Origin of the sequence: Enterococcus gallinarum NBRC 100675 (assembly GCF_001544275.1) — a bacterium.
Classification (GTDB): domain Bacteria; phylum Bacillota; class Bacilli; order Lactobacillales; family Enterococcaceae; genus Enterococcus_D; species Enterococcus_D gallinarum.
Genome location: NZ_BCQE01000046.1, coordinates 1 through 16,692, shown reverse-complemented (window position 1 = coordinate 16,692; position 16,692 = coordinate 1). Strand labels below are relative to the sequence as shown.

General features: G+C 40.6%; 14 protein-coding genes. 11 read left to right on the top strand and 3 right to left on the bottom strand.

Annotated elements, in window-relative coordinates:
• Positions 1-14 precede the first annotated feature (14 nt).
• Complete coding sequence (locus tag EG2_RS17200; protein ID WP_060815554.1) at positions 15-3,179, top strand: DEAD/DEAH box helicase; 3,165 nt, start codon at positions 15-17, stop codon at positions 3,177-3,179.
• 83 nt (positions 3,180-3,262) lie between these two features.
• Here EG2_RS17200 and EG2_RS17195 read toward each other — a convergent pair whose 3' ends face one another.
• Positions 3,263-3,994 carry an HAD family hydrolase gene (locus tag EG2_RS17195; protein ID WP_060815552.1) on the bottom strand — a complete coding sequence of 244 codons (732 nt, stop codon included), beginning with the start codon at positions 3,992-3,994 and terminating at the stop codon, positions 3,263-3,265.
• A 247-nt stretch (positions 3,995-4,241) separates the two neighbouring features.
• Here EG2_RS17195 and EG2_RS17190 point away from each other — a divergent pair, with 247 nt between their 5' ends.
• The 6 genes from EG2_RS17190 (at position 4,242) to EG2_RS17165 (ending at position 11,250) form a co-directional block, all read left to right on the top strand.
• Complete coding sequence (locus EG2_RS17190) at positions 4,242-5,957, top strand: ABC transporter ATP-binding protein (protein WP_060815551.1); 1,716 nt, start codon at positions 4,242-4,244, stop codon at positions 5,955-5,957.
• A 677-nt stretch (positions 5,958-6,634) separates the two neighbouring features.
• Positions 6,635-7,033 carry a transcriptional regulator SpxA gene (gene spxA / locus EG2_RS17185; RefSeq protein WP_003127030.1) on the top strand — a complete coding sequence of 133 codons (399 nt, stop codon included), beginning with the start codon at positions 6,635-6,637 and terminating at the stop codon, positions 7,031-7,033.
• A gap of 154 nt (positions 7,034-7,187) precedes the next feature.
• A complete protein-coding gene (locus EG2_RS17180; RefSeq protein ID WP_003127031.1) occupies positions 7,188-7,838 on the top strand; it encodes an adaptor protein MecA in 651 nt (216 codons plus the stop codon).
• A gap of 82 nt (positions 7,839-7,920) precedes the next feature.
• Positions 7,921-8,916 (top strand): competence protein CoiA, encoded by a 996-nt coding sequence (locus tag EG2_RS17175; protein ID WP_060815549.1) that lies wholly within the window; start codon positions 7,921-7,923, stop codon positions 8,914-8,916.
• Between the two features lie 66 nt (positions 8,917-8,982).
• On the top strand, positions 8,983-10,800 hold the full coding sequence (gene pepF, locus EG2_RS17170; protein WP_060815548.1) for an oligoendopeptidase F: 1,818 nt from the start codon (positions 8,983-8,985) through the stop codon (positions 10,798-10,800).
• Between the two features lie 249 nt (positions 10,801-11,049).
• A complete protein-coding gene (locus EG2_RS17165) occupies positions 11,050-11,250 on the top strand; it encodes a hypothetical protein (protein WP_060815556.1) in 201 nt (66 codons plus the stop codon).
• Positions 11,251-11,355: 105 nt separating this feature from the next.
• On the opposite strand, the gene EG2_RS17160 is transcribed toward EG2_RS17165, so the two are convergent.
• Together EG2_RS17160 and EG2_RS17155 are read right to left on the bottom strand one after the other, a co-directional pair.
• Positions 11,356-12,012 carry a DsbA family protein gene (locus EG2_RS17160; RefSeq protein WP_060815546.1) on the bottom strand — a complete coding sequence of 219 codons (657 nt, stop codon included), beginning with the start codon at positions 12,010-12,012 and terminating at the stop codon, positions 11,356-11,358.
• An 88-nt stretch (positions 12,013-12,100) separates the two neighbouring features.
• Positions 12,101-12,694 (bottom strand): CYTH domain-containing protein, encoded by a 594-nt coding sequence (locus EG2_RS17155; RefSeq protein WP_060815544.1) that lies wholly within the window; start codon positions 12,692-12,694, stop codon positions 12,101-12,103.
• A gap of 195 nt (positions 12,695-12,889) precedes the next feature.
• Here EG2_RS17155 and EG2_RS17150 point away from each other — a divergent pair, with 195 nt between their 5' ends.
• The 4 genes from EG2_RS17150 to mgtE are packed head-to-tail and all read left to right on the top strand — an operon-like array spanning position 12,890 to position 16,630.
• Positions 12,890-13,543, top strand: coding sequence for a GTP pyrophosphokinase (locus tag EG2_RS17150; RefSeq protein WP_021151082.1), 654 nt, complete (start codon positions 12,890-12,892; stop codon positions 13,541-13,543).
• Positions 13,544-13,548: 5 nt separating this feature from the next.
• Positions 13,549-14,346, top strand: coding sequence for an NAD kinase (locus tag EG2_RS17145; protein WP_172461425.1), 798 nt, complete (start codon positions 13,549-13,551; stop codon positions 14,344-14,346).
• 5 nt (positions 14,347-14,351) lie between these two features.
• Complete coding sequence (locus EG2_RS17140; protein ID WP_060815540.1) at positions 14,352-15,251, top strand: RluA family pseudouridine synthase; 900 nt, start codon at positions 14,352-14,354, stop codon at positions 15,249-15,251.
• 14 nt (positions 15,252-15,265) lie between these two features.
• Positions 15,266-16,630 (top strand): magnesium transporter, encoded by a 1,365-nt coding sequence (gene mgtE / locus EG2_RS17135; RefSeq protein WP_060815539.1) that lies wholly within the window; start codon positions 15,266-15,268, stop codon positions 16,628-16,630.
• Positions 16,631-16,692 lie beyond the last annotated feature (62 nt).

Below are 16,692 nucleotides of genomic sequence, written 5' to 3'. Positions count from 1 at the left end.
GGAATCAGAAGCATATGAAATGGAGTATTCCAGAAAAAGTCATTGAAAGAGGTCGGACCTATCTAAATGAAGGTCGCGTCCTATCGGTTATTCCAGATCCAGAGAGAAAGGTATGGCATGCGGAAGTCTTGGGAAGTGAGCTATATTTAGTCGATCTTGATGCGACGGCTAAAGAGATCGATTACTGCCAATGCCCCTATTGGGAAGAACATCACTATTGTAAACACACTATAGCTGTTGAACTTTATTTACGAAAGCAAGGCAAAACAAGACAAATCACAGAAGAAAAAAAGCCAGCAAAAGCCGCATTTTCGGCTTCGGAGATGTTTTCTCAGGGATTCAATCGATTGCAATCTGGACAGCGGACGATCACTCCTTTGCAGATTGAATATCGTGTCGAAAATCTGACCACGAACCCTTACCACCAGGAGATGGATGTTCTAGGGATTTCGCTAAAAGTCGGTCAACGGGGAACTTCAAAGACGTATGTCGTCAAAAATATCTATAAATTTTTGCAAGTCTATCAAGAAAAAAAGAGCTATCTGGCGAACAAACAAACAGAGTTTCTTTTAACGAGTGAAGCATTTGACCAAACCAATAATGATATTCTGATCCGCTTACTAGGCATTGCTCAGACACAGCAGCTGATTGGACAAGCAGGCATCCAAGTGAAAGGCAAACTAGACAAAAAGTATTTGCTATTGCCTGTTGAATACGGCAAAGAACTATTAGAGAAAATGAACGATGCTTATATGCAGCTAACGATTGGCAACGCTAAACTTCGTCAAGTGACTTTTTCTGAAGGCAAGCCGCTGCATTTTCGTGTTCAAAAAGAACACGGTCAATTTCCGTTATCTTTGACGAGGGATTTTGATCACTTGCTGAGCTATTATAATTGGGGCCTTCAAGGCGATACGATCGTTGAATTGACGATGGACCAAAAAGAAGTCTACTTGACGATGCAGCAATTATTCAAGCGCTTTGAAGAACCAACGATCATTTACCCAAAAGCGGAACTGTCCAACTTATTTATGCAAGTTTTGCCTCATTTACGCAAGATCGGCACAGTAGAGATCACAAAAGAGGTCGGAGCAGAGATCCAAGAGAGTCCGTTAGCCGTTGTTTTTTCACTGCGTAAAATCAAGGGTCAGATCGATTTACAAATTGATTTCAATTATGGCGAAGTGACTTTTTCGACTGACGAAAAGCATCAAGTGATTCCTGAGGCCCATCCAGAGATTTTAAGGGACTACCCTCAGGAAAAGCGGATCGAACAAGTAGTTGAAAGAATGAAGTATCAAAAAAGTACCAAAAACTGGTTCAAAGCGCTACCGGAAGGGGAAGAATTGTTTGCCTTTTTCACTCGTGAGATTCCTTTACTGCGCCAACTAGGAGAAGTACGTATCGGCAAAAAACTGCGGGAACTTTACTTAGATGCACAGCAGCACCGTCCAACGATCGAGATTGAAGAAAATGGTTCTTGGCTGGATATTCACTTTGATGTCAGCGGGATCGCTGAATCGGAGATCGATGCTGTCTTGCGGAGTTTGTTGCAGGCTGATCGTTTTTACACGACAGAAAATGGGCAAGTTCTTTCGCTGGAAACAGAAGCCTTTCAAGAAGCAAGCGCCGCACTGAAAAAATTAAGGACAGCCTTTGTATCTCAGTCAGGCACGTTACAAGTTCCGTTGAATCAAGGATTGTATTTGCAAGAAGAACTAGCCGACCAAGCAACTTTTAGTCAAGGATTCAAACAAATGACGACAGATTTGATTCATCCAGAAAAATTTGCTGCACCATTGCCTCATCAGCTCCAAGCGCAACTAAGACACTATCAGGAAGTCGGATTTCGTTGGCTGAAGATGCTGAGTCAGTATCAATTTGGCGGCATACTTGCAGACGAAATGGGATTAGGGAAGACCGTTCAAACAATCAGCTACTTGTTGTCCGAAAAGCAAGAGAAGCAACAGTTGAATGCTCTGATCGTTGCACCTGCGAGTTTGACATACAATTGGCAGCAAGAAATCAAACGCTTTGCACCAACGATCCAGTCGGTGGTGATCAGTGGTTCTCGGGAGGAACGCGCCAGCCAATTACAGCTGCCAGCAGATGTCCGCATCACATCTTATGCTAGCTTACGGCAGGACATCGATCAGTACCAAGAATTAGGTTTGGCATATTTAATCTTGGATGAGGCGCAAATGGTCAAAAACAGCGGAACCAAAACAGCACAAGCATTGCGTTCTTTAGATGTTCCCCATCGATTTGCATTGAGTGGAACACCCATCGAGAATAATCTTGAAGAGTTATGGTCCTTGTTTGAGATGATCATGCCGGGATTTTTCCCAAATAAACAACGCTACAAAGAATTGACGACACAAGAGATCGCAAAAATGATCAAGCCATTCATTTTACGACGCGATAAAAAATCCGTTCTTCAAGATCTGCCAGAGAAGTTAGAAACGAATTATTATAGTGTACTGACAGAAGAGCAGAAAAAAATCTACCTTGCGTATTTGCGCCAAATGCGGGAAGAAATCGCACAAATGGATACAGCAGCATTTCGCAAAAATCGGATCAGCATCTTGGCTGGCCTTACTCGTTTGCGTCAAATCTGCTGCGATCCGCGATTGTTTGTGGAAGATTACGAAGGCACATCAGGCAAGCTAGAACAGGTCAAAGACTTGATTCAAGCAGCAAAAGAAAACGGCCGCCGTGTGCTTTTATTCTCACAGTTTACAAGCATGCTTTCGATCATTGAAGAAGAACTTGCTCAAGAAGGAATTGAAACCTTCTATTTACGAGGAAGCACTCCTCCTCAAGACCGTTTGAGTATGGTCGATGCTTTCAATAGTGGAGAAAAAGATGTCTTTTTGATCTCATTAAAAGCCGGCGGAACTGGATTGAATCTGACAGGGGCGGATACGGTCATTTTATATGACTTATGGTGGAATCCTGCAGTGGAAGAACAAGCCGCTGGCCGGGCACATCGAATCGGTCAGAAAAAGGTTGTGGAAGTTTGGCGAATGATCGCTGAAGGAACCATTGAAGAACGAATGGATGCTTTGCAACAAGAAAAGCGGGAACTATTCCAAAAAGTCATTCAAGGGAATGAAGCCCAGCTGAACCAAATGACGGAAGAAGATATTCGGCTGATTTTAAGCATTGGTGAAGAATAGATTCAGCGAATGCAAAACCCTTGATACGAAAGAAAGAGACAGCTAGGATGCGAAGATTTGCATCTATAGCTGTCTCTTAGTTTTTAGCGAGACATCACAACTGCGTCTGTAAAGGATAAGATACCCTCTGTCAGCTCTTCAAAAGCAGTTAACGTACAGTCAGGGTGACAATGTTTGATTTCGGGAGCTTGGCGTCGGCGATGATTCAGCCAAAGGGCTTGCCATCCCGCTTGTTTACAACCAAAGACATCATTGTCAAAGTTATCTCCCACGTACAATGTCCGTGAGGGCTCTAAATCAAATCGTTCTTCAGCGAGCTGAAAAAGTTCAATATCCGGTTTTTGGTATCCTGTTGCTTGAGAAATCAGCATGTGTTCTGGATGGATCCAGCGAGTCAATTCCAATTGATCGATTTTCTTTTGTTGGTGATCTGTTGGGCCATTGGTAATGATTCCAAGCTTGATAGGTAATGAAGCCAAGGTATTGAGAGTTTCTTCTACGGCTGGATGAAGTTGGATGTTGTCTAGCTCTGCCTCATAAGTCGCTTGAAACAATCGGCTAGCATCATTTGATAAAGGGGAGTAGCCTAAATCAATCAGCGATTGACATAGTCTAAAGGTACGAAATTCTTCTAATGTCCATTCTTTTGAGATGACTTTTCCAAAATGGTCATCGCTATGTACGCGAAAACGAATATAAAGAGGATGGAGATCTGTTACTGCTACTTCAGGTATGATGGTTGTAACCGCGTTTCGAAATGGTTGTTGCTGATCGTATAAAGTATCATCGACATCAAAGATTACCGCATTAAGCAAAAGAGACACGCCTTTCAAATGTAGTGAAAATTTTCATTTTGTTTTCGAACATATAATAGCGGATATCTTGAGAGAAAAAAAGGGCTTAAAGCTTGATAAATAAAGGTTTTATTTACTAATTTTAGAAATCCTTGGTCTCATCGCTTTTTCAAATTTTAGTGAATTTTACCCTTTTCAATCGATTTCTCATTTTGCTTTTCCAGAAAGACTTGCTTATAATGTAGATTAATGAAAAGGAGGAGGAAGTGTGTTAAAAAGGTTTTTTAGCTATTATCGGCCATACCGGTCATTGTTTGTCTTAGATTTTACTTGTGCTGTCTTTGCAGGGCTGCTTGAATTGGTTTTTCCAGTTGCCGTGAATCAAGTGATCGACAAGATTATGCCGCAGAACAATTTTCGGCTGATTTTGCTCGCTTGTTTGGGGCTATTTTTATTTTATCTGATCAATACGATCTTGCAATATATCGTGGTCTTTTATGGCCATAAACTGGGTGTCAATATCGAGACAGATATGCGTCAAGAATTATTCCGACACTTACAGACACAGTCTTTTGAATATTATGACAATCAAAAAACTGGACGTTTGATCAGTCGGCTAACGACTGACTTGTTTGAAATCTCTGAAGTTGCTCACCATGGTCCCGAGGACGTCTTTATTACGATCATGACATTGATTGGTTCATTCTTGCTGATGCTCAATATGCATGTTCAACTTGCACTTGCTACTTTTGCACTGATTCCATTGATTACGATTGCACTGGTTTTCTTCAATAAGAAAATGACTAAAGTCAATACAGAGATCTATGACAATCTAGGTGAATTCAATGCTGGGGTAGAAGCAGCAGTCAGCGGCATTCGTGTGACTCAGTCTTTTGCCAATGAGACGTTTGAGCATCAACGATTTGACGGTCTGAGTGACCTTTATCGTCGTTCAAAAATCGTCTTTTATAAAGTGATGGCGATCAGTTCTGCCTATAATTACTTTCTGATTCGACTGATCAATTTGTTTGCCTTGATTTTTGGGGCCTATTACGTGATCAAAGGGGAATTGACGAATGGACAGTTTGTTGGATTTATCTTGTTATCCAATGTCTTTGTTCGGCCAATCGAAAAGGTCAATACCATGATTGAAAGCTATCCGAAAGGATTTGCTGGCTTCAAACGCCTGACAGAAGAGCTGGACAAGAAACCGGCGATTCAAGATAAGCCAAATGCCATCGATGTACACGCACTAAAAGGTGATATCGTCTATCAAGATGTTTCCTTTGCTTATGCAGATGCGACGAAGGTATTGAACCATATTGATCTAACGATTCAATCCGGCGAGACTGTCGCTTTTGTGGGACAAAGCGGTTCTGGAAAAACAACGCTTTGCAATTTACTGCCGCGATTTTATGAAGTAACTGAGGGTCAGATCACGATTGATGGAATCAATATCCAAGACATGACGCTTGCCTCACTACGGGGCCAGATCGGAACTGTTCAGCAAGATGTTTTCTTGTTCCCGGGAACGATTCGAGAAAACATTGCTTATGGGAAATTGGATGCGTCAGAAGACGAAATTGCTCAAGCCGTGAAACTCGCTCATTTAGAACAAGTAATCGACCAAATGCCTGAAGGACTGGAAACAGTCATTGGAGAACGCGGGGTCAAACTTTCTGGTGGTCAAAAGCAACGGGTAGCGATTGCCCGAATGTTTCTAAAAAATCCGCCAATCTTGATCTTAGATGAAGCAACCTCTGCGTTAGATACAGAAACAGAACAAGTAATTCAAGAATCATTGAACTCATTAGCTGATGGACGGACCACATTGATTATTGCCCATCGTTTAGCTACCATCAAACATGCGACAAGGATCATTGTTGTCAGCGATAAAGGGATCTTGGAAGAAGGAACCCACGAGCAACTGTTAGCAAAAGGGGGACATTACAAAGCATTATATGATGCCCAGTTCAAAAATTAGACGAAAAAAGCGACTTCGATCGCTTTTTTCGTTTATATGCAAATAAACATATTCAGTGGATATCGCTGATTTCTTCAAAGAGATTTGTTAGGATTTACTTATCAAACGCTTTCTTTGTTTGTAACATTTGTCATATTCGTTGCCGATGAAATGATTTTTCACTCATAATGAGCAACTAATGACTTGGAATAGAATACGTGATAATACAGATTTCCGCTTTTTTGAAATCTTTTAATAACAAGTTCTTTTCTTTATTTGTAAGTTTTTAACGAGTTTTAGGTGTAAAAAAAGATTGGTAAAGACCAATGAGAGAGTACTAGTATTATAGAAAGAAACTTGTATAGAGGAGTCAGATATTATCGAATATTTTATCAAAATTAAAAAACGATAGAATAAAATCACTAGAGTGATTTAAATAAATCTATGGTTCATGATACAATTTTGACACACTGTTATACAAAAGAAATGAAATTAAAAAAAAATTTGATTTTTCTCATTTAAAGTGATGTAAAGTTTGTGAAAGCTTTTGTTTGAGAGGTTTCTCTTTTAATATAACTTGAGAGTTTTATTAAAAAATACAAAATTTACACTAGATTTTTTTAAAATAGTTCTGTATAATTAAAATCAAGCAAGACAACAGAACTTGCGAATGGAATTTAAAAAAGGAGAGATGCACGTTGTTGACACTATATACTTCCCCAAGTTGCACATCTTGTCGCAAAGCTCGTGCGTGGTTGCAAGAGCATGAGATTCCTTTTGTTGAAAGAAATATTTTCTCAGAACCTTTAAATATTTCTGAATTAAAAGCAATCTTACAAATGACAGAAGATGGTACAGAAGAAATTATCTCTACAAGATCCAAAGTTTTTCAAAAATTGAACATGGATCTAGATGACCTGCCGCTAAAAGATTTATTGACACTTGTTCAAGAGAACCCAGGATTATTGCGTCGTCCGATCATGATTGATGAAAAACGACTCCAAGTTGGTTTTAATGAAGATGAAATCCGTCGTTTCTTGCCAAGAGATGTTCGTCAACTAGAACTACGTCAAGCACAATTGATGGCAGGCTTATAAAAATCAAATAGTTATGAGATCAGTGAATGAAAAGCTGATCTCTTTTTTTGGCATTTTAGGATTTTCTTAAGAGGATATGCGTTTTCTCTTTACTTTTCAACAGGTTTCGTTAAAATGAACCTATAGTGATTAGCAAAAGTGAGGTGTAGCTAATATGGAAATGGAACATATCAATGAAAATACGATCCGTGTACTGATCAAGAGCGAAGATTTAGCTGCTAGGGGCATCACTTTTCTTGACCTTCTTGGAAATCACAATGAGATTGAAAACTTTTTTTATAGCATATTAGAAGAAGTAGATATTGATGAAGAATTTAAAGGCAGTGAAGCGGTGACCTTTCAAGTCTTACCTAAAGGGGATGGCTTAGAATTGTTTATCAGCAAAAATCTACCGCCTGAAGGAATGGAAAACTTTGATGATATGAGCGATGGTTCAACTGAGGACATTACGGATATGTTGAAGAAGCATGTCGCGTCACAATTACAAGAGACAGAGTCCCAGCCGGAATTAGGCAATCGTTTTATTTTTGAATTGAACAGCTTTGAAGCAATGGTTCAATTAGCGTCCGAAGTGTATTTGGATTCAGTGACCACGAATCTTTATCAAATGAATGACCGTTACTATCTAGAAGTCCAATTTATGGATAACGATACGACAGACATCGAAGTTGAGAATGCACTGGCTTATTTAATGGAATTTGCTAACCGGACACAAGTCACTTCAGAGGTCTTAGCAGAGTATGGAAAAATCATTATGGAGCATGACGCATTGGAATTGACCCGTTACTACTTCAAAAATGTCTAATGTTCACTTATAATCGTAAAAGCGAGAAAATGGCTACAATCATTTTCTCGCTTTTTTGCGTATTTCTTTTCGAGGTGAGAAGATGATTATTGCGTATGATAACCAGCAGCAGCGGATCAAAGCTGATCAGGCGAAGAAAGATTCAGAACCCTTTTATTGTCCAGGATGTCATGAACCGGTGCACTTAAAGAAAGGCCTCCTGAAACGCCGTCATTTCGCTCATTATGCTGCGGCTAACTGCGAAGTGTTTAGTGAAGGAGAGACGGAGGAACATTTGTCAGCAAAGGAGCTCCTCTACGAATGGCTAACAGATGAAACGATCGAAATAGAAGCTTACTTGCCGGATTTGCAGCAGCGACCGGATCTTCTTGTGGGCAAAACAGCGATTGAAGTACAGTGTTCGGCTTTGTCTTGGAGCCGCTTTGTCCAACGAACAGAGAAATATCTTGCCTATAACTATTCTCCTTGGTGGCTTCTAGGCAGACATCTACAACCGCAACTGCACCATCGATGGACTGTTTTGCAGAAGGCCTGTTGCCGTTTTGCGGAGCAACCGGGGTTTTATTTGTGGATCATAGATACGCAAGAGCAACGCGTTGGTCTCATATACGAGATCAATTGGCATTATAAGTGGGGTTTTTCTTTTCGTAGGCGTTATTTTCGGAAAGGAGAACCTATCGGCTGCTTCCCAGCGCTAAACAATTATTCTAGAAAGCCATGCCGAACATACCATCAAAGGTGGCAGCCGGAAGCTTACCGGGTCTGGTTATTACACAAGCTGATGCAACGGCAAAAACAGATCCTCAGTCTTCAAGCACTCCTTTACCCTCTCGGGGGACATATCGGCAATCTGCCGCATTGGTGCTATCATCCCAGTGATTATGGTTTTTTATTGGAACATCGGATGTTAGTCCTGCGCTTTTTATTTCATCAAAACGCAAACCGGAATTTTTCTCACTGGCTGAATCAGTTGCGCAAAATGAATTGGAACTGGTTGTTTCCTATGATTGATCAAGGGCAACTATTGAAACGTATTTATAAAGAATGTTCTGATTTCCAGAAAATTCAACCTTTTTGATTCTCTTAGCTTGGTTCCCGCCAAAAGTATGTTAAGATTATTTTAGTATGTAAAGGAGTGAAGAATATGTCAGAAACAAAACAATTACCAGATCGTGCGGATCTACCGGAAGCATTAACATGGGACCTTACAAAGATCTATGCCGATGATGGGGCATTTGAAGAAGCGTTCCAAGAGATCGTGGCTGAGTTGAAGCAGGCTGATGATTTCAAAGGGACATTATCACAAGGACCAGCTGCTTTCAAGGAAGCATTAGAATATGTGTTAGCAATCTCCCGTAAACTGGAGAAACTCTATGTATACAGTCATATGAAAAATGATCAAGATACAGCCAACACAACCTATCAAGGGCTTTATGCAAAAGCCAGCAACCTTGTTGCACAAGTAAGTGAAGCGATTGCCTGGTTTGATCCTGAATTGCTTTCAATGGATGATGCAACTATTTGGGGTTATTTCGACCAAGAGCCGGAATTGGCCATTTACCGCCATCTTATTGAAAAAACTGTCAATAACCGTCCCCATGTTTTGCCGGCTGAACAAGAAGCTTTACTGGCAGGTGCAGGAGAAATATTCGGCGCTTCTGGAAATATTTTTTCCGTATTAAACAATGCTGATTTAGAATTTCCAATCGTTGAAGACGAGAATGGAGAGAAAGTTCAATTATCTCATGGTGTTTATGGTCAATTGATGGAAAATACCGACCGTTCCGTAAGGGAAGCTGCCTTTAAAGGGTTGTATGGTGTCTATGAGCAGTTCCGTAATACATTTGCCCAAACATTAAGTACCAATATCAAAGCCCATAACTTTAAAGCTAAAGCACGCCACTATGAGTCTGCTCGACAAGCTGCATTAAGTGCTAACCACATCCCAGAAAGTGTTTATGACACATTGGTGGCTGTCGTGAATGAACATTTGCCGCTGCTGCATCGTTACATGGAGTTAAGAAAACGCTTATTGGCTGTTGATACCTTGCATATGTATGATGTCTATACACCAATTCTAGGGGAAGCTCCGATTCGCTATAGCTATGAAGAAGCTGTCGCAAAAGCCAAAGATGCTTTAAAACCTCTTGGTGAAGAATACTTAGCCGTGGTAAACGAAGCGTTTGAAAATCGCTGGATCGATGTTGTCGAAAATAAAGGCAAACGCAGTGGCGCCTATTCATCTGGCGCGTACGACACATTACCCTATATTTTGATGAACTGGAATGATCGTTTGGATCAATTGTTCACATTGGTGCATGAGATGGGTCACAGTGTCCACAGTTATTTTACTCGCAACAATCAACCTTATGTTTATGGCGATTATTCCATTTTCTTGGCGGAAATTGCTTCAACAACTAACGAGAACATCCTGACAGAATACATGTTGCAAACCGAAACTGATCCTCGCGTAAAAGCCTATGTCTTGAATCATTTTCTGGATGGATTTAAAGGAACGATTTTCCGTCAGACACAATTTGCCGAGTTTGAACACTTTATGCACGTAGAAGATGCCAAAGGGACGCCATTGACTAGTGAATTTTTGAGTGACAGCTATGGTGAGCTGAATGCTAAATACTACGGTCCTTCTGTAGAAAAAGATCCTGAGATCAGTCTAGAGTGGTCACGTATCCCGCATTTTTACTACAATTACTATGTCTATCAATACGCAACAGGCTTTTCGGCAGCTTCTGCACTAGCTAAGAAAATTTTAACAGGAGAGCCTGATGCCTTAACGAATTATTTGACCTATCTAAAAGCAGGTAACAGCGATTATCCAATTGAAGTGATGAAAAAAGCTGGAGTTGATATGACTAAAGCAGATTATATCAAAGACGCGATGAAAGTCTTTGAACAACGGTTGGATGAATTGGAAGCATTAGTCAAGGAATTAGAAGCATAAGCAGGACTGTCTTAGCCACTGAAGGATCGTTGATCGATCGTCAGTGGCTTTTTTAAGCAACAGGTTGATTGCCTTTTTTTGATGGTGACACCTAGAAAAAAGTAAGTATAGAAGGGAATTGCTTTTCAACAGAAACCTCAGTTTAAACTTTAAAGTGAGAAAATCTTTCTTTTATGAGTAAGCAAATTGCAAGAAGCAAAAGTATTTCCATGTTACGATGGAAATGAAAGAGGAAAGGGGGCCTTTGGAATGGACAAAGAAGAAATTTTTGCCCGTCGCTTGGATAATAGCAAGAAAAAACGGGAAGTTGTCACGAAAGAAGCTGTATCTGCCCACAAAGAGAAGCAGAACGAATTAGAGAAGACCGAATTGACGGATCAAGACCCTACAGATAAAAAAGAGCTTTTAAAAAAAGATCCTTCAAAGAAAAATTCTGATAGGACTGAATAGAAAAAAACATCCAAACGCTGATCGAGTCACCCTCGTTTTGGTGGTCTCTTATTAATAAGAGACCGTCAAAGGGTGGATCCATCGTTTGGATGTTTTATTAATTGTTTAAAGCAAGACAAGTCGTCGATTCAACGAGTCGATACGAGGAACATCAGCGTCCCTGATATCTTTCTTTTGATAGAATAAACGATAGTTTTCCTGATCTGTTCGGCAAAGGTGTGGAATATTTCTAAGAGCTTCCATTCCTTCTAATAAGACACCATAATCTCGTTCACAACCGAAGTTATACACTACAGCCGAAGGAGACATCGTAATGCCCATTTCGCGAGCAACACTTTGGTCAGATGCGAAATTCTGCTTGATCAAATCAGACTCACGATCTTCTAAAAACATGTCAAGATCGCCGTTTGTTTCAGCGAAAATCTGTTTGACTAATTCGAAGGAATAAGGTTCTTTATTTACGCCTACTTGACATTGAAGTTTAAGTAAAAAGTCGCGGGCGATTTTTCGACCTTGAAGCTGAGCTGCTTTGTAGTCCAATGATGCCTCATAGATTTGACTGGTTTGTTGATTACGCAATCCTAGATCGGATCGATCCATTGAAAGGTAATCCATTGAAATCCCCACAGTGTGTAAATTCATGATTGGTAATATATGCAATTGTATTTTTTTTCTTTGATCACTCAGTGCGTCCAACAAGGTCAACTCGGATTGATAACAAATTGGACCTATCGGATTCACAAACAAATAAATCTCGATCATCTGAATCTCTCCCCAATTAAGATTCTTTTTCTTTTGTATATATTAAATATAACAGAAATTATTATAAATGAGAAATGCCTAATGAGAACTATTCATACTCTTTTTTTGACAACTTCTCTTCTAAGGCACGAATAATTTTATTTTTTGCTGGACGATAACTGATATGCAGGCGATCAAGCAATGACAAAAATGCTCGTTTTCCTGAAGAAGCCTCTGAGACTTCCAGTTCGAGCTCATAGTCATGGGATTGGCCATACCAGCTTTCATCTAAAGCAAGTAAACCTTCTGTTACGCTGAATTCTGCTCGACGAGTCGTCAACTCAGCAAAAGGTTTCACAGCTGCCAGATCAATTTGCTCTTGGATCAAGCGATCGGCAACCGCACCGGTAAATAAGATTCTTTGATTCTCACGCAAATCAGCTGCTTCATCTAACGAAAGGAGATCGGTCGTTTCCAATAGCCCTTCTTTAAGAGGTGATTTAAGCGTTAATTCTGCTTTATCTTCCGTCGTTCGAATCCGCAAACCAAACTTTTTTTGTTTTAATTGATGATCCAATGTATCAAAATAAAGATTTGTTTGGGTATGAAAGGCGGAGCGATCAAGCTGATAGAAGGCAATGACTCTCTGATATTCTTCACGAGTCAACAATGTTTTAAATTCGATTTCTACTTGTTGTGCCATTGTTTTCCTCTTTCCTTACAGTCCATCAAGTTTACATAACGATGGGCAATAAGTCAAATGAAAACCCTTGGGAGGGTCGAAGCAAAAAAGAGCTCTGTTATTTTTCTTGCAGGTGGCACCGATTGAACATTCTGTTTTCCTTTAAGATTGTGGTAAAATAGAACCGTATGTTATGAAAAGAATCGAGGGATAGAAATGATTCGAGATTGGGAAGATTTTTTGGCACCATATGAACAAGCCGTCTCAGAACTAAAAGTAAAGTTGCGGGGAATCCGCAAACAATATCGAGAACAAAATAAACACGTGCCGATCGAATTTGTCACGGGTCGTGTAAAACCAGTCGATAGTATTTTAACTAAAAGCAAATTGCGGGGAATCCCTTTGGATCGTTTAGAAGAGGAAATGTCAGATATTGCCGGCTTGAGGATCATGTGTCAGTTTGTTGAAGATATCCATCAAGTAGTTGATCTTTTGCGCACCCGACATGATATGAAGGTAATTATTGAAAGAGATTATATTACAAATAAAAAGGCGAGCGGCTATCGTTCCTATCATTTAGTGATCGAATATCCTGTCCAACTGATCGATGGTGAGAAGATCATTTTAGCAGAGATCCAGATTCGTACCTTGGCGATGAACTTCTGGGCAACGATCGAGCATTCACTGAATTATAAATATCAAGGAGAATTTCCAGATGAAATCAGCGAGCGCCTGCGTCGGTCTGCAGAAGCTGCCTATCAATTAGATGAGGAGATGTCGAATATTCGCGAAGAAATCCAAGAAGCGCAACGGCTATTTTCACATGGGAAAGGCAATCATAAGGAACAGCGGCAGGGGGATGAAGCATGACAGGGATCAAAGTAGCAATTATCAACAATCAAGAAGAAAAGTCGATGCTTGTCACAAAACGATTAACAGAATTGTTGGCCCAGTCTGACAATACGATTGACCAAGAGAACCCAGAATTGGTTATTTCAGTTGGTGGAGACGGGACACTGTTGTCTGCGTTTCACTTGTTCAGTCATCGCTTAGCAGAGGTCCGTTTTTTGGGGGTCCATACAGGGCACCTCGGGTTTTATACCGACTGGCGAGACTATGAATTGGAAGAATTGGTCGATACGTTGTGCAATGATCGTCAAAAGAGTGTGAGCTATCCCTTGCTTGATGTTCGCATCACGTATACCAATGGGAAATCAGAAAAACATTTTCTGGCGTTGAATGAATCCACGATCAAGCGGGGAAATCGAACCATGGTCGCCGATATTTCAATCAAAGAAGATCTTTTTGAGAAATTCCGCGGAGACGGCTTATCGATTTCGACACCTACAGGCTCAACAGCTTACAACAAAAGCGTGGGAGGGGCAGTATTGCATCCAAGTATCAATGCGTTTCAACTAGCAGAAATCGCTTCTTTAAACAATCGTGTTTTCCGAACGCTAGGGTCACCGATCATTGTCGGAGATCATGAGTGGGTCAAAGTCAAACTACAAGCTAGTACGGACTATTTAGTGACCATTGATCAATTTACGATTGAACAGGAAGAAATCGATGCGATTTATTATCGTATTGCAGACGAACGGATCCACTTTGCCTCCTATCGGCATATGCACTTTTGGAACCGTGTCAAAGATGCGTTTATTGGAGAAATTTAACAGTTATGGAATTTACTTATCGTTATGAGCGGCAAGAGCCGCAACAGTTAAAATATTTTTTGAAAGAGCAGGGGATTTCTAAAGGATTGTTGGCAAAAATCAAGTTTCAAGGAGGCAAGATTTTTGTTAATGAGCAAAGACAAAATGTCTTGTATTCTTTGGTGCAAAATGATACGGTAACCATTGTGATCCCAGATGAAGGTGAACATGAAACGGTCTTATTAGATGAGACGCCAATCGAGATCGTTTATGAAGACCAGCATCTTTTGATTGTAAACAAACCAGCAGGCATTGCCTCGATCCCGGCTCAATATCATCCTAATGGGACAATGGCTAATCGTGTCAAAGCTTATTATAAACAGCAAGGTTATCAAGATCAGGTCATTCATGTGGTCACTCGCTTAGATCGGGATACATCTGGATTGATGTTGTTTGCCAAGCATGGCTTTGCCCATGCGAAGTTAGATGTTCAGTTGCGGCAAAAGCAATTGATAAAAAAATATCAAGCAATCGTTGCGGGACAGATTCAAGAACTGACTTCTCACGGAGAAATCACTTATCCGATTGCACGAGATCTCAGTTCATTATTAAAACGAAAAACAAGTTTGGAAGGGAAATCCGCACGTACGGAATACTGGTTGACGAAAAAGGATCAGCAAGTTGCGCTGGTTACGATTCTTCTTCATACCGGCCGTACCCATCAGATTCGCGTTCATTTTGCTGCCATCCATTGTCCATTACTGGGAGATGAACTCTATGGGGGTGCGATGGATCTTGGCATTGATCGTCAAGCCCTTCATTGTTGCGAATTGGATTTTACCCATCCTTTCAGCGGTGAATCGCTACATTTTGAAGCAGACTTGCCGGCAGATATGGCATCAATCAAACAAGCAATGAGTGAATAAAAGAGGTGAAGAGATTGGATGAAAATCAAGAACTTAATGAGCGCTTTGAGCAGCTGACTCAGGCGTTGAATGAAACAGATATCCAAAAATTTCGTGAAGTGTTTTTGGATCTGCATATTTATGAGCAGGGACAATTCTACCAATCTCTCGATGAGTCGCAGCGCCAAATCGTTTATACGTACCTTTCACCCAAAGAATTGGCGGATATGTTTGACGTGATCGAAGAAGATGATGAACATATGACAGAGTATCTTTCGGAAATGCGTCCCGGCTATGCGGCTGACATGCTAGCAGAGATGTATACCGATAATGCCGTCGATCTTCTGAATACGTTAGATAAGAAGCAAGTAGCAAAATATTTGAGTTTGATGCCAGCAGAAGATGCTAGTGAAATCAAAGAGCTCCTGCATTATGAAGATGAGACAGCTGGTTCATTGATGACGACAGAGTTTGTTTCGATCGTGGCCAATCAAACGGTGCGATCCGCAATGTATGTCCTAAAAAATGCAGCAGATGTCGCCGAAACGATTTACTATATTTATGTCGTCGATACGGACAACAAACTGGTCGGAGTAATCTCTTTGCGGGATTTGATCATCAATGATGATGATACGATGATTGCAGATATTTTGAATGAACGGGTCATGTCCGTGCATGTGGGGGATGATCAGGAAGATGTAGCTCAGACATTTCGGGATTATGACTTTCTAGCTTTGCCAGTTACAGATTACGATGACCATTTATTAGGGATCGTAACTGTCGATGACATCATTGACGTAATCGATGATGAAGCTGCCAGTGACTATTCCGGATTAGCCGGGGTCAACGTGGAAGAAGTCAGTGAAAATCCCCTCAAAGCCTCTTCACGACGCTTGCCATGGCTGATCACATTGCTTTTCTTGGGGATGGCAACAGCAAGCTTGATCAGTCATTATGAAGAGCTTGTAAGTGAAGCAAGTATTTTAGCTGTCTTTATTTCATTGATCACTGGTACAGCAGGAAATGCCGGTACGCAATCTTTAGCGGTTGCGGTTCGCCGTTTGGCAATCTCAGATGATAAAGAAAAAAGCTTTATGCGAACGGTGATCGGTGAGGTCCTCACAGGGTTAGTGACTGGTGCGGTCACCGGTTTAACGATTTTTGCGATCGTGGCTGTCTGGAAACAAAACCCGATCTTAGGTTTTGTTATTGGAATGGCGATGATGTGTGCCATTACGGTAGCGAATCTCGCAGGAAGTCTGATTCCAATGTTAATGGATAAATTAGGCTTTGATCCAGCCGTTGCCAGCGGTCCATTCATTACGACACTTAGTGATTTGACTAGTGTCTTGATTTATTTCAACATTGCTAGCTTATTTATGAATTATTTTATTCGTTGAAAACCTAGGTACTCCTTTCAATAAAAGAAGATCCATTCATCAAAAGCGAGGCGCCTCTTTTC